Source organism: Janthinobacterium sp. UMAB-56, assembly GCF_900095265.1.
GTDB lineage: Bacteria > Pseudomonadota > Gammaproteobacteria > Burkholderiales > Burkholderiaceae_D > Janthinobacterium.
Map to the genome: position 1 here is coordinate 140091 of NZ_LT607661.1, position 20991 is coordinate 161081.

Below are 20991 nucleotides of genomic sequence, written 5' to 3' on the forward strand. Positions count from 1 at the left end.
CCGCCTGGCCCGTAGCGGAGGCGTGGCATGACGCGCCTGGATATCGATTTTGCGCTACCGAACTGGCGCCGCAGCCTGTACCGCGTGCCCGCGTGGGCATGGGGTACGGCGGCACTGGGCGTGGTGCTGAGCGCTACAGCAGTGTGGGCTGGCAGCGCCGCGCTGCGCCGCCAGCAGGCAAGCGAGGCACAATGGCAGCTGGCGCAGCAGCGCGTGATGGCAGCCACGCAGGGGCCGGCGCCTGCACCGCAAGTGCTGATCGCGCCGGCGCAGGCGGCGGCCGTGAATGCGGCCATCCTGCAATTGAACCTGCCGTGGCGCGACTTGCAGGATGCGCTGGCGAGCGCCACGCCGCCCACAATCGCACTGCTGGCGCTGGAGCCGGACGCGCGCAAGCGCGTGCTGAAGATTACAGCCGAGACGAGCGGCAGCGATGCCATGGTGAGCTACATCGCGCAATTGAAGCAGCAGGAACTGTTTGGCGCCAGGGTGCAGCTGCTGCGCCATGAAATCAACGCGCTCGATCCAAACAAACCCTTGCGCTTCCAGCTTGAAGCGCGCTGGGGCTCGCCATGATGGCCATCGACATCCATGTCTTGCGCCTGCGCGCGCAACTGCTGTTGCGCCGCCTGGGCGCGCCCGCCTGCCTGGCCGTGGCCCTGCTCGTGCTGGGTGCTGCTGCCTGGGTCTGGGCCTGGCAACAGCGGGCCGTGGCGGCGCAGCTGGAAGCGCGGCCCCTGCCGCAGCCATCGCTGGCCGTGGCGGCTGCAGCCCCAGCGGCGCCGGCGACAGCCAGCGAAAACCTGGCGCGCTTTTATGCCGCCCTGGGACAGCAGCGCCACGCGGAGCAGCAGGTCAAGCAGCTGTTCGACCTGGCCGCGAAGAACGGCTTGCTGCTGGCGCAAGGTGAATACAAGAGCGGCTACGACAAGGCCAGCCGGGTCGCCACCTGGCAGGTGACCTTGCCGCTGAAGGGCAGTTATGCGGCCGTGTGGCAGTTCGCGCTGCAGGCGTTGCGCGCCGCCCCATTCGCCTCGCTCGACGAACTGAGTTTTCGCCGCGAACAGATCGCCGATACGCAACTTGAAGCGCGCTTGCGCCTGACCTTTTATTTGACTGACAGCGCGGGAGAGGCACCATGACCCCGCGCCATAGTCTCATGCTGGCCGGCGTGCTGGGCGCGGGCGCCTTGCTGTTGTTCGGCGAGCGCCAGCCTGTGGCCGAGGTGGCTGAAGCGGTCGAGCGGGCCGTCGCGCCGGCGCGCCATGCGGGGGCCAGGCCGCAGGCCGGGCAGCCGGCCATCCTGGCCCTGCTGCCGCGCAGCGAGGTGGCGGGCGAGGAGGGCGAGACCTTTGGCGGCGCCGATGGCGTCTTCCAGAGCCAGAACTGGAATCCGCCGCCGCCGAAAATGGCGCTGACCGCCGCGCCGCCACCAGCGCCGCCGATGGCGCCGCCGCTGCCCTTCGTCTACCTGGGCAAGGCGGCCGCAGACGGCGCCTGGGAAGTGTTTTTGTCGCGCGCCGACAAGACGTACATCGTGCGCGTCAATACCGTCATCGATGGCGCCTACAAGGTCGTGACCATCGCGCCGCCTGTCATGACGCTCACTTATCTGCCGTTGAACCAGGTTCAGCAGCTCAACATTGGAGTACTCGAGTGATGTCTCGTTCCTTTTCATCGGCGCCGTTGCTGGCGCTGCTGGTGCTGCTGTCCGGCTGCGCCGGGCAGCAAGCTTACCGCGACGGGCGCGAGCTGCTTGCGCAAGATCAAATCCCGGCCGGCCTGCAAAAGCTGCAGGAAGCGCTGCAGCAGGACCCCGGCAATGCGCAATACCGCAGCGCCTATCTGCAGGCGCGCGACCGGGCCACTAGCAGCCGCTTGCAGCAGGCCGAGCGTCAGGCGCTGGCGGGGCAGGGCGAGCTGGCGCGCGCCTCTTTCATGGGCGTGCTGGAAATCGATGCACAGAACGAGCGCGCCAACAGCGGCTTGCGCGCGCTTGAACGCGAGCAGCGCCAGGGCAAGCTGCTGGCCGAAGCGCAGAAGGATATCGAGGCCAAGCGCTACGACCCGGCGCGCCAGCGCCTGAATGCCATCCTCACCGAGCAGCCCAAGCATGCGGGCGCGCGCGCGCTGCTGCGCGAGGTCGATGAAAAGACGGCGCCGCCCGTGGTCGAATCGGGCCTGGCAAAATCGTACAAGCAGCCGATCACGATCGAGTTTCGCGATGCGCCGTTAAAGCAGGTGTTCGAGCTGATCGCGCGCCGTTCCGGCCTCAATTTCGTCTTCGACAAGGACGTCAAGGCGGATGCGAAAACCTCGATCTTCCTGAAAAACAGCACGGTCGAATCAGCCGTCTACTTCCTGCTGGTGACGAACCAACTGGAGCAACAGGTGATGGATGCGAACACGATTCTGATTTATCCGAACGTGGCGGCCAAGCTGAAGGAATACCAGGAAGTGCTGGTAAAGACGTTCTTCCTGGCGAACGCGGACGCCAAGCAGGTGGCCAATACGCTCAAGACCATCTTGAAGACGCGCGACGTGGTGGCCGATGAAAAGCTCAACCTCGTCATCGTGCGCGACACGCCCGAGGCGATCCGCCTGGCCGAGCGCCTGATCGCGCTGCAGGACGTGCCCGAGGCCGAAGTGGTGCTGGAGCTGGAAATCCTCGAAGTCAAGCGTAGCCGCCTGCTGGAACTGGGCGTGGCCTGGCCGAAGGGCCTTACCCTGACGCCGCTCAGCACTTCGGGCGGCACGGGCCTGACCATCAATGATCTGAATAATCTGAACCAGCGCAGCATCGGCGTGAGCGACCTGTCCGTGACGGCCAACATCAACAAGACGGATGGCGACGCGAACATCCTGGCCAATCCGCGCATCCGCGTGCGCAACCGGGAAAAGGCGAAGTTCGTCATCGGCGACAGGGTGCCGGTGGTGACCACCACGATTTCACCGGGCACGGGCGGCTTCGCTTCCGAATCCATCAGCTACCTGGACGTGGGCCTGACGGTGAACGCCGAGCCGACCATTTATTTGAACAATGAGGTGGGTATCCGCATTTCGCTCGAAGTGAGCAACCTGGGGACGGCCACCACCACCAGGAGCGGCTCGACCCTGTACCAGATTGGCACGCGCCAGGCCTCGACCATGCTGCAATTGAAGGATGGCGAAAACCAGGTGCTGGCGGGTCTGATCAACAATGAAGAGCGCAGCTCGGGCAACAAGGTGCCGGGCCTGGGTGACATCCCCGTGCTGGGACGTCTGTTCGGCAGCAGCAAGGACGATAGCCAGAAGACGGAAATCGTGTTGTCGATCACGCCGCACCTGGTGCGGACGGTGCAGCGTCCGGAGGCGAAGGAATCGGAATTTTCCGCCGGCACGGAAGGCAGCTTCCGCCGCCGTCCCGACATGGCGGCCAAGGCAGCCACGCAGATGCCCGGCACCGTGATGGTGCGCTCCGGCCCGGCGGCCGTCGGCATGCAGCCGGCGCCCCCGCAGCCGCTGATGACGCCGGGCCAAGTGCCATCGACCCTGCCGCAGACATTGCCGCAAACGGTGCCGGCGCCCGAAGTGTCTCCGTCGCCCGAGCCGGCCGCGTCGCCTTTGCCGATATCATCGGGTCAGCCCGTGCCGATGCAGGCGGCGCCCTTGCCGCTGTCATCGAGCCAGCCGGTGCCGGTCGCCAAATGAGACTGGTGCATGCGCAGGGTGGACAGGGTGGCTTCACACTGATCGAACTGCTGGTGACCCTGGCCATCCTGGGCGTGCTGGCCACCCTGGTGATCCCCGTTACGCAGGTCACGGTGCAGCGGCGCCAGGAGCAGGAATTGCGGCGCGCGCTGCGCGAGATACGCCAGGGCCTCGACGCCTATAAACGGGCCGGTGACGAGGGCCGCATCGTGCGGGCGCCCGATGCCAGCGGCTACCCGAAAAGCCTGGAGCTGCTGGCCGAGGGCGTGCCGGACCAGCGCAACCCGAAGCGCAGCAAGCTGTTTTTTCTGCGCCGCGTGCCGCGTGACCCGTTCAACGCGGACGCGGGCCTGAGCGATGCGCAAACGTGGGGCAAGCGCAGCTATGCCAGCGAAGCGGCCGAGCCGCGCGAAGGCGACGATGTCTACGATGTGTATTCCACGTCGGGCAAGACCGGCTTGAACAACGTGCCTTACCGTCTATGGTGAACCATGCCCGCTGAAAACGCCCCTCACCGCACGCGCGGCTTTACCCTGATCGAATTGCTGGTAGTGCTAGGTATCGTGGCGCTGCTGCTGACCCTGGCCGTGCCCCGCTACTTTCCCAGCCTCGACAAGGCGAAGGAAACCGTGCTGGCAGACAACCTGCGCAATTTGCGTGCCACCGTCGACCAGTACTACGGCGATACGGGGCGCTATCCTGATAGCCTTGAGCAACTGGTGGACAAGAAATACCTGCGCGCCATGCCCATCGATCCCATCACGGACAGCGACAGCAGCTGGCTCATCGTGCCGCCGCCCGACGACACGCCGGGCCAGGTGTATGACGTGAAAAGCGGCGCGCCCGGCAAGGACCGCAGCGGCACGCCGTTTGCGGACTGGTAGCAATGATGCCCCGTTCTGCGCACCGTCAGCGCGGTTTTACTTACCTGGGCCTGATCATCCTGGTGGCCATCCTGGGCCTGGTGGGGGCGGCCGGGCTGAAGATGGGTTCCTTGCTGCAGCGCCAGGCGGCCGAGCAGGAATTGCTCGACATCGGCGCCCAGTTTTCCGATGCCCTGTACAGCTATGCGGCCGCCACGCCGCCGGGCCAGCCGCAACAGCCTTTGACCTTGGCCGCCTTGCTGCGCGATCCCCGCTTTCCGCAAGTGCGCCGACATTTGCGCAAGCTGTTTGTCGATCCCATCACGGGCCGCGCCGAATGGGGCTTGCTGTTACAGCCCGGTAGCCAGGGCATCATCGGTGTGCACAGCCTGTCGCAGGCGGCGCCATTAAAGGTTGGCAATTTCGAAGCCCGTTACGCCGGTTTGGAAGGCAGGGCGCATTTCTCGGAGTGGCACTTCATGGTCGATGCCAGGGCATCATCCATGCAGTCAGCGGGACCTGCCACCGTGCCGGAAGGCGATCAAGCGGCCAGCACACCTGGCGTGCGGGCGCAACCGTTGTTTTCCGAGCCTATTGCTCCTGCGCAAGAACGGATAGCGCCTGAGCCAGTTGAACCGTCTGAAGCGCAAAATCTCCCTGAAGACAGTGCCAATCCGGTGGTTTTGCCGTAAAGCGTGGGAAAAATAGATGAATTCACTGGCAACTATTTTTTAGCGGAAATTCATCGATACTGGCAAATATTTCATTTCGAAAATAGTTACAACTAATGAAACTTAGATAAAATATTTATAAGTAATTCAATGCATTTATGCTACCATTCTCTTTAGTACTTCCGGTACTAAAACTATTGGTGGCCTGCGTATTGCAGCCATAAATTACTTTTTAAGGGATAAACTATGAAATTGAAATTTATCGCTGCAGGCATCTTGGCAGCAGCATCGTTCAGCGCGTCGGCAGCAACCTACGACCTGGGTATCCTGGACCCAACCGGTTCGGACACCCTGTCGGCCATCACCACCAAGTTTGCCGCTAACAGCGCGGTTGACGATTTCTGGACCTTCAAACTGATTACGCCATCGTCGACTTCGTTTGGCGCACTGCAAACGTTTTCCGTAGTCGAAGGCGCTATCAAGGATTTTTCGGCCACTTTGCTGGGTTACGGCAATCTGACCAACACCAGCTCCGCTGGTATCCAAAGCCTGAGCTGGGATGGCCAGCTGGGCGCCGGTTCGTACACCGTGCACGTGACGGGCTTGACGGGCCTGAAAAATGCAGCTTACCTGGGTTCCGTCTCGGCCCTGCCAGTACCAGAACCAGAAACCTACGGCATGCTGCTGGGTGGCCTGGCGCTGGTTGGCGCCGTGGCACGCCGTCGCGCCAAGAAAGCTGCCTAAGCTTTCGCCGCAACGAAAAAAAACCCGCTTCGGCGTAATGCCGTTCAGTTAAGACTGAACGGCATTTTTATTTTATGGTTGTAAACGTAACAGATTGCTGTTAACCTTCGTCGCGATGTTCGACGATACTCTCCATTTCCTGGCAAACCACCTTGAGTCGCCCGACTGGCGCCGATTAGGAGAACACTTGCCCGTTGAATGGATCGAAGAAGCTGTTCAACGCACGGAGGCGACCAGCATCCGGCATCGGCAGCTGCCAGCGGAGCAGGTTGTCTGGCTGATGGTAGCGTTGGCGCTGTATCGACACAAGTCTATCAGCGAGGTGCTCGATGATCTCGGTCTGGCTCTGCCTGACTCCCAAGTACCGTTTGTCAGCAAGAGCGCTGCAGCTCAGGCACGCCAGCGGCTAGGTCCCGATCGCCTGAAGTGGCTGTTTGATCATTCTGCGCGGCATTGGAACAGTCAGGATCGGCGCGCCTATCTCTTCAAAGGGCTGCAACTGTTTGCGATGGACGGAACGACGTTACGCGCCCACGATACTGCCGAGAATCGTGAGCATTTTGGTGCACAACTTTACCCCAGCGGCGCTGTCGCCAGCTATCCGCAGGTGCGCGGCGTGACATTGACCGCGCTACCGACGCACATTGTTCACAGTGCCGCATTTGGCCCCTATGGGACCAATGAAATGCTGTACGCGAAGCAGCTGATCGCCGATGTACCAAATGCATCGCTCACCGTCTTCGACCGTGGCTTCTTGTCGGCAGAAATCCTGTGCGGATTGACGCAAAACGGTACGGACCGCCACTTCATCATACCTGCAAAATCAAATACCCGATGGGAAGTGGTTGAAGGCGACGAGAACGATTGCACCGTGCGGATGCGGGTGTCGCCGCAAGCACGGGCCAAGTGTGCTGCGTTACCTGAATTCTGGGAGGCGCGTGCCATTACCATCGTTGATCCACAGGGGCGCGAACGCGTACTACTGACCTCGCTGCAAGAGCGCCGCCGCTACACGCCGGCCGATATTGCCAGTTGCTATAAGCGCCGCTGGGGTATCGAGACGAGTTACCGAGAACTCAAACAGACCATGCTGGGGACAGCACTAACCTTGCGTTCAAAAACGGCAGAAGGCGTCTATCAGGAAATATGGGGGACGCTGATTGCCTACAACCTCATCCGGCTCGAGATTGCCAAGGCAGCTTTAACCGTCAAATGCGAACCTACCGAAGTTAGCTTCATTCGTGCATTCCACTTGATACAGTTTGAGCTTCACTGGGCTGCGGTCACCAGATCTTACGGCAAACTGCCAGCTTCAATGAAGCACCTGCGCGAAAGGCTGGTTAGCCTTCTGAATGACGAACGGCCCGATCGAAAATACGATCGGGCCGTCAAAGCTACACCAAAGCGTTACGCCATCCGGGTCTTGCGAAAACCCCTTAACTGAACGGCATTACCGCTTCGGCGGGTTTTTTTTCGTCTGTCTTCAGTGCGGCGGGACGCCGGCAACAACGTCCTGCAGCAATTGTCACGCGTGGCGCTTGAAGTCGCGGAAGCGGAAGCCAACGAGGAACAGGGTGGCAAAGTACGCCACGCCGCACACGGCCACGACCAGGCCCAGCGCGCCAGCGCGCAACAGCGGCTGGGCTTGCATGGCGATCCAGTCGATGCGCATGGCGCCAAAATAGGCTACGCCCCCCATCACGATGAGTGCCGGCAGCAGGCGCAGGAAGAATTTGGCCCAGCCCGGTTTCGGCTGGTAGATGCCGCGCTTGCGCAAGCCCCAGTACAGGAAACTGGCGTTCAGGCAGGCGCCCAGGCCGATCGACAGGGCCAGGCCTGCCACGGCGATGTAGGGCACGAACAGCAGATTCATCAGCTGCGTGGCGATCAGCACGCCGATGGCGATTTTCACGGGCGTGCGGATGTCCTGGCGCGCATAAAACGCGGGCGCCAGGGTTTTTACCAAGATAATGCCGATCAGGCCCAGGCTGTAGGCCACAAGGGGCTGCGTCGACATACTGACGGATTCGGCCGTGAACTTGCCATAGTGAAAGAGGGTGGCAATCAGCGGCGTGGCCAGGGTTGCCATGCCGACGGCGGCGGGCAGGGCCAGCAGGAAAGTCAGGCGCAAGCCCCAGTCCAGCAGGGCCGAGTATTCCGTCTTGTCGCCGTCCACATTCGCCTTCGACAGGCTGGGCAGCAAGATGGTGCCCAGGGCCACGCCCAGCATGGCGGTAGGGAATTCCATCAGCCGGTCCGCATACGATAGCCAGGAAATGCTGCCCTCCATCAGGCGCGACGCGATGCTGGTATTGATCATCAGGCTGATCTGCGCTGCCGAGACGGCGAACACGGCAGGGCCCATCTTTTTCAGCACGCGGCGCACGCCACCGTCGGACAATCCGATGGCGGGATTGATCGACAGGCGCGGCAGCATGCCAATCTTGATCAGCGCAGGAATCTGGATGGCCACCTGTAGCAGGCCGCCGGCGAACACGGCAATGGCCATGGCGTAGATCGGCTGTTTCAAGTGGGGCGCAAGAAATAGCGAGGCGGCGATGAACGACAGGTTCAGCAGGACAGGCGTAAACGCGGGAATCTTGAATTCGCGCCAGGTATTCAAAATGCCGCCGGCCAGGGCGACGAAGGACATGCAGCTAATATAAGGGAACATCAGCCGGGTCATCCATACGGCCGCGTCAAAGGCGCCCGGGTCCTTGGACAGGCCGGTGGCGATCACGTAGACGAACCAGGGCGCGCCGACGATGCCGATGGCTGAGACGAGCAAGGTGGCCCAGACGAGCGTCGTGGCCACATGGTCGGCCAATTGCTTGCTCGCTTCCTGGCCATGCTGGTTCTTGTATTCAGACAAGATCGGCACGAAGGCTTGCGAGAACGCGCCCTCGGCAAACAAGCGCCGCAACAGGTTGGGAATGCGGAAGGCAACAATGAAGGCGTCCGTGTAGGCGCCGGCGCCAAAGGCGCGCGCGAACAGGCTTTCGCGCAATAATCCGGTTACACGGGACAGCATGGTCATGCTGGAAATGGCGGCGAGGGTTTTAAGCAAGTTCATGGGGGCAGATTATAGCCGGGCGCGGTCCCGTTAGACGCTTAAAATATGCAAGCAAACGCGGTGGATTCGCCCTTGTCAGGCCCATTTTCAGGTGTTTTTGCTGCCACACACGGTTTTTTGATTTGCCCCCGCTTGAAAATATCGCTATAATCGAAGGCTGTACAGAATTCTGTTACGCAGACACTAATGTTTGACAGGCACTGGTTTGGCACACATGGTTCGGCAGACGCACAGAACGCACCGGTTGGCAAACACTAATGTTTGCAAACGCACTTTGACCCTGTTTTAGGAAATTCCATGGCAAATACCGCACAAGCGCGCAAACGCGCTCGTCAAGCAGTTAAGCAAAACGCACACAATTCGTCCCAACGTTCGACCTTGCGCACGGCTATCAAAGCTGCTCGCAAAGCGATCCAGGGCGGCGACAAGGCAGCTGCTGCTGCAATCTTCCAAGCATCCGTGTCGACCATCGACCGTATCGCTGACAAGAAGATCATCCACAAAAACAAGGCAGCTCGCCATAAGAGCCGTCTGGCAGCTGCTTTGAAAGCACTGTCCGCTTAATATTCTCCAGCAGGCAAGCCACCACGGTGGCCTTGCCTGTGCCGGTACGCTGGCACTGGTTGAAAAGCAAAAACCCGCAGATTCATTCTGGCGGGTTTTTTCGCGTGCGCGCGTCGTTTTCGGTCAGCTCAGGCAGCGGTCTGTTGCCGGCCGCCTGCTCAAGCTGGCTGGCCGCGCCGAAAGCATGGGGCTACAGCAACATGCTTGCTGCCGTAACCCCTGCAAGCGCACTTATTTTACGGGCTTGCCCGCTTCAGCGGCCGGCTGCTTCGTCTTGCGCGCCTGGGGAATCAGGCGCGGCGCATCGGTCGCGGCCGAAGCGTTGACGGAAGCGGACGCTGGCGGCACCGGCTTGCCGGCGTCGGTGGCGGCCGAGGCATGGCTGGCAGCCGAGGCGGGTGGTGGCTTGACGGCATCGGTAGCGGCGGAAGCGTGCACGTTGGCGCCCGATTGCGCCAGTGCTGCGCCAGCAAGCAGGGAGGCAGCCAGGGCCAGGATTGCTTTTGTCATCATCTTTCCTTTTTAGTCATGTTAAGGTGGGATGATTTTAATGCATTATCTAAAAATAAATAATGCTTATTGGCAAAATTCGGCGCCGAGACCACTTTTCCTGACCAACTTACGTTTTTCCAATCTGCTCGGCCGGCACTTCGCACCATTCTCCAGGCATCAGCGGGTGAGTGGCCAGCGAAAACGGGCCGATGGCGCTGCGCACCAGGCGCAGGGTGGGCAGGCCGACGGCGGCCGTCATGCGCCGCACTTGCCGGTTTTTTCCCTCTTTCAAGGTGATCGCCAGCCACGCGGTGGGTTTGTCGGCACGTGCGCGGATGGGCGGATTGCGGGGCCATAGCCAGTCCGGCTCGGCTATGCGCACGGCCTTGCAGGGCTTGGTGATGAAGTCGCCAAGGTCCAGCGGCGCCTGCAGGCGCGCCAGGCTGGCAGCATCGGGCACGCCGTCGACCTGCACCAGGTAGGTTTTCGCTTCCTTGCGGTCCGGGTGGCTGATCTCGTGCTGCAGGCGGCCGTCGTCCGTCAGCAGCAGCAAGCCTTCGCTGTCGGCGTCGAGCCGGCCGGCCGGGTAAATGCCGGGGATGGTGAGATGGTCGGCCAGGGTGGCGCGGCCATCCTGCGGCGAAAACTGGCACAGGACCTGGAATGGTTTATTGAAGAGGATGAGTGGCATGCTGGTAGTGGATTTGATGCAAACGATGGTGGCTGCTGGTCGGCGCCGCAAAAGCGTGGCGCCCTGTAAGATACTGGTGCATAATGTGAAACGTTAGTCTTATGTCTTATAGAAGACTTGAGGCGGTATGGCGAAGCTTCTTTGATGCCGCAGATGGTTCGGGTGTTCTTTCCCTGCTACAGTGCGTTGTTGCCGCCATGTTCGGACTTGTTTTTGTAAACTCTGCAACCGCAGAGCGCGTCGCCGGCCTGCGTTGCCCGCCAGCGGTGTGTCCCACTTCGGAGATCACGATGTATCAACATATCACTGTACCTGCTGACGGCCAAAAAATCACCGTCAACGCCGATTTTTCGCTGAATGTACCAGATAATCCCATCGTTCCCTTCATTGAAGGCGATGGCACGGGCATCGATATCAGCCCGGTCATGATCAAGGTGATCGACGCCGCCGTGGCCAAGGCCTACGGCGGCGCGCGCAAGATCAGCTGGATGGAAATCTATGCGGGCGAAAAATCGACGAATGTGTACGGCCCCGATGTGTGGCTGCCGGAAGAAACCTTGGCCGTGCTGAAAGATTATGTGGTGTCCATCAAGGGCCCGCTGACCACGCCCGTCGGCGGCGGCATCCGCTCGCTGAACGTGGCCCTGCGCCAGCAGCTCGATTTGTATGTCTGCCTGCGTCCCGTGCGCTATTTTACGGGCGTGCCATCGCCCGTGAAAGAGCCGGAAAAGACCGACATGGTGATTTTCCGCGAAAACTCGGAAGATATCTACGCGGGCATCGAATATCAGCAAGGCTCGCCCGAAGCGAAGAAGTTGATGGATTTCCTGATCAATGAAATGGGCGTGACCAAGATCCGCTTCCCTGCCACGTCGGGCCTGGGCATCAAGCCCGTATCGATCGAAGGCACGGAGCGCCTGGTGCGCAAGGCCATCCAGTACGCGATCGACAATGACAAGCCATCCGTGACGATCGTGCACAAAGGCAACATCATGAAGTACACGGAAGGCGGTTTCCGCGACTGGGCGTATGCGCTGGCGCAAAAGGAATTCGGCGCCGAACTGATCGATGGCGGCCCGTGGTGCAAGTTCAAGAATCCGAAAACGGGCCGCGACATCATCGTCAAGGATTCCATCGCTGACGCGTTCCTGCAACAAATCCTGCTGCGTCCGGCCGAATACAGCGTCATTGCCACCTTGAATTTGAACGGCGACTATATTTCCGATGCGCTGGCGGCGCAAGTGGGCGGCATCGGCATCGCGCCGGGCGCCAACCTGTCCGACTCCGTCGCCATGTTTGAAGCGACGCACGGCACGGCGCCAAAGTATGCGGGCAAGGATTATGTGAACCCCGGTTCCCTGATCCTGTCGGCGGAAATGATGCTGCGCCACATGGGCTGGCTGGAAGCGGCCGACCTGATCATTTCATCGATGCAGAAATCGATTGCGTCGAAGCGCGTCACCTACGATTTCGCCCGCCTGATGGAAGGAGCGACGCAAGTGTCGTGCTCCGGTTTCGGCGACGTGATGATTGAGCACATGTAATTGCCGGGGCAGGATGCCTTGCGCATCCTGGGGACGAAAAAAAACCCCGCTCAAAAACGGGGTTTTTCACATCTGAGGGCCGGCGATGCTTAGGCTGCTTGGATGTTGGAAGCTTGCTTGCCTTTAGGGCCTTGCGTGACTTCGAATTGAACTTTTTGACCTTCTTTGAGGGTCTTGAAACCGTTCATGTTGATTGCGGAGAAGTGAGCAAACAAATCTTCGCCGCCGTCATCTGGGGTGATGAAGCCAAAACCTTTGGAATCATTGAACCACTTAACTGTACCTGTTGCCATAAAAAGAACTTTCAAAATTAAAACAAATCACACGAGCCATAAAAGCAAGAAGCTTCTTGCCCCCTCCTCGACGTCTCACTTCTTATCAAGCTGTACATTACTGCAACAGTCGATACAGCATTGTTGGCGGAATAAATAATGAAGTCAAGCGCTTTTCCATCGATATTGCCAAATTCTTCACGGCAACCAAAAAAGCAACTCTTGATTTTGGCAGCAAGGTCGCCATCTGCGCACTATTAAGAAAACGCGTAAGATTGAGAACAATTGGAAAGGCGTAGATATTGCGCATGACAACCACTGTGAAAGCATTAGAATAAGCGTATGGCAACCAAGCACGACACAGAAACCCTGCTGGAGCGGCAAGTGCTGAAGCCGCCACCGCTCTACCAGGTGGCCTTGCTCAATGACGATTACACGCCAATGGAATTTGTGGTGGCCATCATTGAGGAGTATTTCAACAAGGACCGTGAAACGGCGACGCAAATCATGCTCAGTGTTCATCGCTACGGCAAAGGAGTGTGCGGCGTGTTCTCTAAAGATATAGCGTGTACCAAAGTGGAGTTCGTTTTAACGCATGCGCGCAAGGCGGGGCATCCCCTGCAGTGCGTGATGGAGGAAGTATGATTGCGCAGGAATTAGAAGTAAGTTTGCACATGGCGTTTGTCGAAGCTCGGCAGGCACGGCACGAATTCATCACGGTTGAGCATTTACTGCTGGCACTGCTGGACAACCCCTCCGCTGCCGAGGTGTTGCGTGCCTGCGCGGTCAATATAGAAGACCTGCGCAAGACCCTCACCAATTTCATCGGCGATAACACGCCGACCGTGCCTGGCACGGGCGAAGTCGACACCCAGCCGACGCTTGGTTTCCAGCGCGTGATTCAGCGCGCCATCATGCACGTCCAGTCCGCCTCAAATGGCAAGAAGGAAGTCACAGGCGCCAATGTGCTGGTGGCCATCTTCGGCGAAAAGGATTCGCATGCGGTCTACTACCTGCACCAGCAGGGCGTGACGCGCCTGGACGTGGTCAATTTCATTTCCCACGGGGTGCGCAAGGACCAGTCGACGGAAAGCGCGAAAGCCTCCGAAGGCGTGGAAGAAGCGCCGGTCGATGGCCAGCCGAAGGAAAGCCCGCTCGACCAGTTCACGCAAAACCTGAACAAGGCCGCTGCAGAAGGCAAGATCGACCCCTTGATCGGCCGCGAGGAAGAAGTCGACCGCGTGATCCAGATCCTGTGCCGTCGCCGCAAGAACAATCCGCTGCTGGTCGGCGAGGCGGGCGTGGGCAAGACGGCCATCGCCGAAGGCCTGGCTTACCGCATCACGCAAAGCGATGTGCCGGAAATCCTGCAAAATGCCGTCGTGTATTCGCTGGATATGGGCGCCTTGCTGGCCGGTACCAAATACCGCGGTGACTTCGAACAGCGTCTGAAAGCCGTGCTCAAGCAATTGAAGGACAATCCGAACGGCATCCTGTTCATCGACGAGATCCACACCATCATCGGTGCCGGCTCGGCGTCGGGCGGTACGCTGGATGCCTCGAATCTGCTGAAGCCGGCACTGGCCAACGGTCAATTGAAGTGCATCGGCGCGACCACGTACACGGAATTTCGCGGCGTGTTCGAAAAAGACCATGCCTTGTCGCGCCGCTTCCAGAAAGTGGACGTCAATGAGCCGACCGTCGAGCAAACCGTGCAGATCTTGCGCGGCTTGAAATCGCGCTTCGAAGAGCACCACGGCGTGAAATACTCGGCGTCGGCCCTGTCGACGGCGGCTGAACTGGCGGCGCGCTTCATCAACGACCGTCACCTGCCCGACAAGGCGATCGATGTCATCGATGAAGCGGGCGCGGCGCAGCGCATCTTGCCGAAGTCGAAGCAAAAGAAAACCATCGGCAAGGCCGAGATCGAGGACATCATCGCCAAGATCGCGCGTATTCCGCCGCAAACGGTCAACCAGGACGACCGCAGCAAGCTGCAAACGATAGACCGCGACTTGCGCAATGTCGTGTTCGGGCAAGACCCGGCTATCGATGCGCTGGCTTCGGCCATCAAGATGGCGCGTGCCGGCCTGGGCAAGACGGACAAGCCGATCGGCTCCTTCCTGTTCTCCGGTCCGACCGGTGTCGGCAAGACCGAAGTGGCGAAACAGCTGGCCTTCATCCTCGGTATCGAGCTGATCCGTTTCGACATGTCGGAATACATGGAACGCCACGCCGTCAGCCGCTTGATCGGCGCGCCACCGGGTTACGTCGGTTTCGACCAGGGCGGCTTGCTGACGGAAGCGATCACCAAGAAGCCGCATGCGGTCTTGCTGCTCGATGAAATTGAAAAAGCCCATCCGGACATTTTCAATATCCTGCTGCAAGTGATGGATCACGGTACCTTGACGGACAACAATGGCCGCAAAGCCGATTTCCGCAACGTGATCATCATCATGACGACCAATGCGGGGGCGGAAAGCTTGCAAAAGACGTCGATCGGCTTTACCAATTCGAAGCAGGCTGGCGACGAGATGGCCGACATCAAGCGCATGTTTACGCCGGAGTTCCGCAACCGTATCGATGCGACCATCAGCTTCCGCGCGCTGGACCAGGACATCATCCTGCGCGTGGTCGACAAGTTCCTCATGCAGCTGGAAGAACAGTTGCACGAGAAAAAGGTCGAAGCCGTGTTTACCGAGAAGCTGCGCGCTTTCCTTGGCAAGAAAGGATTCGATCCGCTGATGGGCGCGCGGCCGATGGCGCGTTTGATCCAGGACATGATCCGCAAGGCCCTGGCAGACGAACTGCTGTTCGGTCGCCTGGTCACCGGCGGACGGGTCACCGTCGACCTCGACGACAAGGACCAGGTCTTGCTGGAATTCCCCGAGCCGCCTGACGCGGCGCCGACGGCAGCACCGGAAACGGTGGAAGTGGAATAAGAACACCGAAGCAAACCTACTGCGCGTCGCGATTTGCGGCCTCCGATGCTCACTGTGCTCTTGCACAGTTCCGCTTCTCGGCCGCAACTCGCTGCCGCTCGCTACGGTTTTGTTCGGCGTTCAGAGCGTTTCTGCTCTTGTCAAGAAACCCGCCCCACGCAAGTGGCGCGGGTTTTTTTACGTTTTTGTGGGCAATAAAGAAGGTTTTCTTTGGCCGCGCTTATGCCAGAATTGCTGTCCGGTATCGACATGATGTCCATGCCATCTCATCGCCCTGACCGTTATCTGGATGCCCACATGAAAATTTCCCGTAGTCTTGCCTTCCTTCTGTTGTCCGCTGGCCTGCTGGACAGCGCCGCTGCCTCCGCAACTGCCGGCAGCTATTTCCGCTTTCCTGCCGTGCGCGGCGATACCGTCGTCTTCACTGCCGAAGGTGATTTGTGGAAAAGCAGCGTGCGCGGTGGCGCGGCGCAGCGTTTGACCACGCATCCCGGCTATGAAACGAACGCGGCGATTTCGCGCGATGGCCAGTGGCTGGCGTTTTCCGCCGCTTACGAAGGGGCGCAGGAAGCGTATGTGATGCCGCTGGCCGGCGGCTTGCCGCGCCGTATTTCGTATGACAATGGCGGCGTGCTGGTGCTGGGCTGGACGGCGCAGGGTGAAGTGCTGGTCAGCACGCAAAACACGGACGGTCCCGCCTCGCGCCGCATCGTCGCCGCCATCGATCCCGTGAAACAGACGCGTCGCGTATTTCCCGTGGCCGACGCCAACGACGCCGTGCTGGACGACGCGGGCAAGACGCTGTTCTTCACGCGTTTCGGCCTGGCCATGACCAACGACAATGTGCGCAACTACCGGGGCGGCGCGCATGCCACCCTGTGGCGCTATGACCTGGCCGGCAAGGGCGAGGCCGTACGCATGCACACGCAGCCTGCCGTGTTGGCTGGCAACAATAAGCGCCCCATGTGGTGGCAGGGCCGCGTGGTCTACATCAGCGACGAGGGCGGCAGCGACAATCTGTGGAGCATGCTGCCCGACGGCTCCGACCGCCGCGCGCTGACGTTCCACACGCAGTGGGACGTGCGCAATGCCTCCCTCGGCGATGGCAAGGTCGTCTATCAATTGGGCGCCGATTTGCATGTGCTCGACTTGAACGCTCCGGCAAAGGGCGCCTCGCAGCCGCTGGCCATCAGCCTCGTTTCCGACTTCGACCAGCAGCGCGCGCGCCAGATCCGCTCGCCGCTCGATACCTTGAGCAACGTCCAGGTGTCGGGCAAGGATGAACGCATTATCCTCACGGCAAGGGGGCGCGTCAGCATCGCCGGCACAGGCAGCCAGCGCCGCGTCGATATCGCCATTCCCGAAGGGGCGCGGGCGCGCGATGCCGTCTTTTCCAGCGACGAAAAGTCCGTCTTTGCCATCGTTGACACGAGCGGCGAAAACGAGATCTGGAAGTACGCCGCCGATGGCTCGGGCAAGGGCGAGCAGCTGACGACGCAGGGCGACAATCATCGCTGGAAGCTGTATCCGTCACCGGACGGACGCTGGCTGGCGCACACGGATAAAAAAGGCCGCTTCTGGCTGCTGGACCTGGCAACGAAGGGCAACCAGTTGATCGATGACGCGGGCAAGGCGGGCGTGGACAAGCACGAGGAAGTGCAATGGTCGCCCGACAGCCGCAACCTGGCCATCGTGCGCGTGGCCAGCAACGAGCAGCGCGAGCAGATCGGCCTGTACAACCTGGCATCGAAGCAGTTGCAGTTCGTCACCAGCGACCGTTATACGTCAGCTTCGCCCGTGTTTTCGCCCGACGGGCGCTGGCTGTATTTCATGTCGGCGCGCAATTTCCAGCTGGCCAACGGTTCGCCCTGGGGCGACCGCAACATGGGCCCCGTGTTCGACAAGCGCACCGGCGTGTATGCGCTGGCGTTGCAGCCGGGCAATCGTTTCCCGTTCCAGCCCGACGATGAATTGAGCCGCCCTGGCGTCAAGCCGGCCGAAACGGACGATGAAAAGGCGGCCGAACAGGCGGCGGAAAAGGCCCTGGAGAAGGCCGGTGGCAAGTCGGCCGTCAAGAAAGCGCCTGCCACCCTGCCGGACGTCGTCTTCAAGGGACTGGCCGAGCGCCTGTATGAGGTGCCGCTGGCGGCGGGCAACTACAGCGCGCTGGCCATGGATGACAAGCGCTTGTATTTCCTTGAGCGCGACAGCGGCGAAAACAAGTTCAGCCTGAAGACCCTCGCCATCGGCAATGCCGGCTCCAAGCCCGAACTGCTGGTGGCCAATGTGCGCGAATTCGACCTGGCGCTTGACAAGAAACATCTGTACTACAGGACGGCAAGCAGCGCAGCGGCCACCGGGCCGGGCGAGATGCTGGTGATCGAGGCGGGCGCCAAGCTGCCGGCTGACCTGACGAAGGCCAAGGTCAAAGTCGATGACTGGACGTTTGTGTCGAATCCGCGCCTGGAATGGAAGCAGATGTTCAACGACGCCTGGCGCTTGCACCGCGACTTCCTGTACGACGCGAAGATGCGCGGCGTGAACTGGAAGGCGGCGCGCGACAAATATGCGCCGCTGGTCGAGCGGGTCACGGACCGGGCCGAACTCAATGACGTGCTGGGCATGATGGTGGCCGAAGTGGGGGCCCTGCATTCGCAGATACGTCCCGGTGAATTGCGCCGCACGGAACAGGAAGGCACGCCGGCGGGCCTGGGCGCCGTGCTGGCGCGTACGAGCGCGGGCTACCTGGTCGAGCATGTCTACCGCAGCGAAGCGGAACTGCCCTCGGCGCGCGCGCCCCTGTCGCGCCCCGAGGTGGACGTCAAGGCGGGCGACGTGATCACGGCCGTCAACGGCAAGGACGTGCTGGCCGCGCGCGATATCAGCGACCTGCTGCTGAACCAGGCCGACAAGCAGGTGCTGCTGCAGGTCAAGCGGAATCAGGGCAAGGACGCACCGCGCGCCGTCATCGTCACGCCCGTCAGCATGGCGAAACAGACGGCGCTGCGCTATGGCGACTGGGAACTGAGCCGCGCCGAGCAGGTGGCCGCCGCCTCGCAGGGACGCATCGGCTACCTGCACCTGCGCGCCATGGGCGCCAACGACATCGCCTCGTTCGCGCGCGACTTTTACGCCAACATCAACCGCGAAGGCTTGATCATCGACGTGCGGCGCAATAACGGCGGCAATATCGACAGCTGGATCATCGAAAAACTGTTGCGCAAGGCTTGGGCCTACTGGGCGCCGCCAGGCGTGCAGCCGTCGTCGAACATGCAGAACACCTTCCGCGGCCACCTGGTGGTGCTGGTCGATGAACTCACGTATTCGGATGGCGAAACCTTTGCCGCCGGCATCAAGGCCCTGGGCCTGGCGCCGCTGGTGGGCAAGCGCACGGCCGGCGCCGGCGTATGGCTCAGCGACAATACGCGCCTGCTGGATAACGGCATGGCGCGCGTGGCGGAAAACGGCCAGTTCGGCATCGATGGTCAGTGGCTGATTGAAGGCGTGGGCGTGGTGCCGGACGTGGAGGTGGAGAACCCGCCGCACGCCACCTTCGTCGGCGCCGACCGCCAGCTGGAAGTGGCGCTCGACATGCTGGCGAAAAAGCTCAAGGAGCAGCCGCGGCCCGCCTTCCAGCCGCAGCCGATCCCCGCGCTGAAATAGTCCGTTTACAGGCCGCAGGCGGCCTTGAACTGCTGCGCGCGGCGGCGCGATACCTCGACCACGCTGCCGTCCAGCAAGTGCAGGTCGAGGCCATCGGAGGCGTTCGTCGCGAGCTGCGCCACCTGCGCCAGGTTGACGATCTGGCGCCGGTTGGCGCGCAAGAACTGGGCGGGATCGAGCTTTTCTTCCAGCTGGTTCAGGGTGCGCAGCATCAGCGGACGCTGCGCGCCAAAATGCACGCGCGTGTAGTTGCCTTCCGATTCCAGCAGGCGGATATCGTCAAACGCGACAAACCAGCAGCGTTCCCCCTCCTTGATGAAGACCTTGCGCGGTACGGGTGGCGGCACGGCTTGCGCCCGCGCGCCGGCACGCGCCAGCGCCGTGGCCAGGCGTGCCGCCTGCACGGGTTTTTGCAGGTAGTCGAGCGCGCTGACCTCGAACGCCTGCAGCGCGTACTGGTCGAAGGCCGTGCAGAAAATGACGTCGGGTGCATCGTCCAGGGCGGCCAACAGGTCGAAACCGGAGCCGCCCGGCATTTGCACGTCGAGCAGCAGCAGGTCGGGCCGCAGCTTGCCGATCTGCGCGATGGCGTCGGCCGCGCTGGCCGCCTCGCCCACGATGTCGACCGTACCGCGCTGCACATGCGGCGCCAGCAACCGCCGCAGCTCGGCACGCGCCAGGCGCTCGTCATCGACCAGCAGTACTGTGAGCGGCTGACGGTTCATGCCTGCTCCGGCAGGGATATGGTGGCGTACACCCAGCCCGCCTGCTGGCGCAGTTCCAGGCTGGCGTGCTCGCCGCAGGCCAGCTGCAAGCGCTGGCGCGCATTGCGCAGGCCGACACTGGTGGAGGTGCCAGGTTCGCGCAAGGCGCCCGTGTTGGCCACCTCGATCTGCAGCATGGCCACGCCTTCGCCCCGGCTGGCGTGCCGCGCCGTGATGCGGATGTCGCTGCCGTTGGCGCTCGCTTCGACGCCATACTTGATGGCGTTTTCCACCAGCGTCTGCAAGGCCATGGGTGGCACGCGCACGTGATCGGTACCGGGTGCCATGTCGAAGCTGACGCGCAGGCGTTCCTCGAAGCGTATCTGCTCTATCGCCAGGTAGGCGCGCACGGCGTCCAGTTCGACCGCCAGCGGCACTGTCGCGTGCTGGCCAGACTGCAGCGCATGGCGCATCAGGCCTGCCAGTTGGTCGATCATGTGCGCTGCCGCTTCGCGGTCTTCGAAAATCAGCGCGCGCACGCTATTGAGGCTGTTGAAGAAAAAATGCGGATTGACTTGCGCCTGCAGCGCGCGCAGTTCCGCTTCCCGCCCGTGCAGTTGCAGGCGCAGCGTTTCCGCTTCCAGGTGGGCGGCGCGCCGCAGCGACAGCGCGGTAAAGTAAAACACCGTCCAGGTCAGGAATACCCCGAACCAGAACAACAACGCGCCGGGCAGCCATGCCAGGCCGCGCAGGACGTCAGGCGGATACATGACGTGGAAGGCGGTCGTCACGCTGGCCGTCTGGATGGCGGCCAGCACGGCCAGCGAGGGCAAGATGCGTTTCCATCGCAAGCCGCTCGCCGCCCAGCCGCGCCGGCGCAGGATGCCATGCCACAAATGCGACAGCAACAGCCCGCCCAGCGAACCCCAGCTGGCAATCGTCACGACGATGCGCAACTCCGAGGAACCGCCATACACGCTGTTGAACAAGGCGAGTGCGCCCCAGCCGGCCAGCTGGAAGGTCCAGTACCAGTTGATCCTGGCCAGCAGCGGCGGCCGGTGCAAGGGCGTGTTCACTG

Annotated in this window: 20 protein-coding genes; 14 read left to right on the forward strand and 6 right to left on the reverse strand. The window is 61.4% G+C overall.

The window, feature by feature from the left end:
• The first annotated feature begins 27 nt into the window (after positions 1–27).
• The 9 genes from K0F85_RS19270 (at position 28) to K0F85_RS19310 (ending at position 7412) form a co-directional block, all read left to right on the forward strand.
• Entirely contained in the window at positions 28–576 is a 549-nt protein-coding gene (locus K0F85_RS19270) for a hypothetical protein (RefSeq protein WP_219117562.1), read from the forward strand.
• Complete coding sequence (locus K0F85_RS19275) at positions 573–1142, forward strand: hypothetical protein (protein ID WP_219117563.1); 570 nt, start codon at positions 573–575, stop codon at positions 1140–1142. The genes K0F85_RS19270 and K0F85_RS19275 overlap by 4 nt, the downstream gene beginning before the upstream one ends.
• On the forward strand, positions 1139–1660 hold the full coding sequence (locus K0F85_RS19280) for a hypothetical protein (protein WP_219117564.1): 522 nt from the start codon (positions 1139–1141) through the stop codon (positions 1658–1660). Before K0F85_RS19275 ends, K0F85_RS19280 begins: the two co-directional genes overlap by 4 nt.
• The gene (locus tag K0F85_RS19285) at positions 1660–3690 is read left to right on the forward strand and encodes a secretin N-terminal domain-containing protein (RefSeq protein WP_219117604.1); all 2031 of its coding nucleotides are present in this window, start codon (positions 1660–1662) and stop codon (positions 3688–3690) included. The genes K0F85_RS19280 and K0F85_RS19285 overlap by 1 nt, the downstream gene beginning before the upstream one ends.
• Positions 3687–4178: a type II secretion system protein gene (locus tag K0F85_RS19290; protein WP_219117565.1), complete on the forward strand. Its 492-nt coding sequence runs from the start codon at positions 3687–3689 to the stop codon at positions 4176–4178. Before K0F85_RS19285 ends, K0F85_RS19290 begins: the two co-directional genes overlap by 4 nt.
• Positions 4179–4181: 3 nt before the next feature.
• Positions 4182–4574 (forward strand): type II secretion system protein, encoded by a 393-nt coding sequence (locus tag K0F85_RS19295; protein ID WP_219117566.1) that lies wholly within the window; start codon positions 4182–4184, stop codon positions 4572–4574.
• A 2-nt stretch (positions 4575–4576) separates the two neighbouring features.
• A complete protein-coding gene (locus K0F85_RS19300; protein WP_257572889.1) occupies positions 4577–5245 on the forward strand; it encodes a type II secretion system protein in 669 nt (222 codons plus the stop codon).
• Between the two features lie 225 nt (positions 5246–5470).
• Positions 5471–5968, forward strand: a complete 498-nt coding sequence (locus K0F85_RS19305; RefSeq protein ID WP_219117567.1) for an FxDxF family PEP-CTERM protein — start codon at positions 5471–5473, stop codon at positions 5966–5968.
• 115 nt (positions 5969–6083) lie between these two features.
• On the forward strand, positions 6084–7412 hold the full coding sequence (locus K0F85_RS19310; protein WP_219117606.1) for an IS4 family transposase: 1329 nt from the start codon (positions 6084–6086) through the stop codon (positions 7410–7412).
• 81 nt (positions 7413–7493) lie between these two features.
• Here the strand turns inward: K0F85_RS19310 and murJ are convergent, their stop codons facing one another.
• A complete protein-coding gene (gene murJ / locus K0F85_RS19315; protein WP_219117568.1) occupies positions 7494–9041 on the reverse strand; it encodes a murein biosynthesis integral membrane protein MurJ in 1548 nt (515 codons plus the stop codon).
• A gap of 297 nt (positions 9042–9338) precedes the next feature.
• Between murJ and rpsT the strand changes: the two genes are divergently transcribed.
• Positions 9339–9605, forward strand: coding sequence for a 30S ribosomal protein S20 (gene rpsT / locus K0F85_RS19320; RefSeq protein WP_010395935.1), 267 nt, complete (start codon positions 9339–9341; stop codon positions 9603–9605).
• 231 nt (positions 9606–9836) lie between these two features.
• On the opposite strand, the gene K0F85_RS19325 is transcribed toward rpsT, so the two are convergent.
• Together K0F85_RS19325 and K0F85_RS19330 are read right to left on the reverse strand one after the other, a co-directional pair.
• Positions 9837–10118, reverse strand: a complete 282-nt coding sequence (locus K0F85_RS19325; RefSeq protein ID WP_219117569.1) for a hypothetical protein — start codon at positions 10116–10118, stop codon at positions 9837–9839.
• 106 nt (positions 10119–10224) lie between these two features.
• Positions 10225–10788 (reverse strand): pseudouridine synthase, encoded by a 564-nt coding sequence (locus K0F85_RS19330; protein WP_219117570.1) that lies wholly within the window; start codon positions 10786–10788, stop codon positions 10225–10227.
• Between the two features lie 290 nt (positions 10789–11078).
• Here K0F85_RS19330 and icd point away from each other — a divergent pair, with 290 nt between their 5' ends.
• The gene (icd, locus tag K0F85_RS19335) at positions 11079–12332 is read left to right on the forward strand and encodes an NADP-dependent isocitrate dehydrogenase (protein WP_219117571.1); all 1254 of its coding nucleotides are present in this window, start codon (positions 11079–11081) and stop codon (positions 12330–12332) included.
• 89 nt (positions 12333–12421) lie between these two features.
• Here the strand turns inward: icd and K0F85_RS19340 are convergent, their stop codons facing one another.
• Positions 12422–12625, reverse strand: coding sequence for a cold-shock protein (locus K0F85_RS19340; RefSeq protein WP_010395943.1), 204 nt, complete (start codon positions 12623–12625; stop codon positions 12422–12424).
• A 321-nt stretch (positions 12626–12946) separates the two neighbouring features.
• Here K0F85_RS19340 and clpS point away from each other — a divergent pair, with 321 nt between their 5' ends.
• From clpS to K0F85_RS19355, 3 genes are all read left to right on the forward strand, one after another.
• Positions 12947–13249: an ATP-dependent Clp protease adapter ClpS gene (gene clpS, locus K0F85_RS19345; protein WP_096234388.1), complete on the forward strand. Its 303-nt coding sequence runs from the start codon at positions 12947–12949 to the stop codon at positions 13247–13249.
• Positions 13246–15546 (forward strand): ATP-dependent Clp protease ATP-binding subunit ClpA, encoded by a 2301-nt coding sequence (clpA, locus tag K0F85_RS19350; RefSeq protein ID WP_219117572.1) that lies wholly within the window; start codon positions 13246–13248, stop codon positions 15544–15546. Before clpS ends, clpA begins: the two co-directional genes overlap by 4 nt.
• Positions 15547–15843: 297 nt before the next feature.
• Entirely contained in the window at positions 15844–19209 is a 3366-nt protein-coding gene (locus K0F85_RS19355) for a S41 family peptidase (protein ID WP_219117573.1), read from the forward strand.
• Between the two features lie 5 nt (positions 19210–19214).
• Here the strand turns inward: K0F85_RS19355 and K0F85_RS19360 are convergent, their stop codons facing one another.
• Positions 19215–19934: a LytTR family DNA-binding domain-containing protein gene (locus K0F85_RS19360; protein WP_219117574.1), complete on the reverse strand. Its 720-nt coding sequence runs from the start codon at positions 19932–19934 to the stop codon at positions 19215–19217.
• On the reverse strand, positions 19931–20989 hold the full coding sequence (locus K0F85_RS19365; RefSeq protein ID WP_257572890.1) for a sensor histidine kinase: 1059 nt from the start codon (positions 20987–20989) through the stop codon (positions 19931–19933). The genes K0F85_RS19360 and K0F85_RS19365 overlap by 4 nt, the downstream gene beginning before the upstream one ends.
• Positions 20990–20991: the final 2 nt, after the last annotated feature.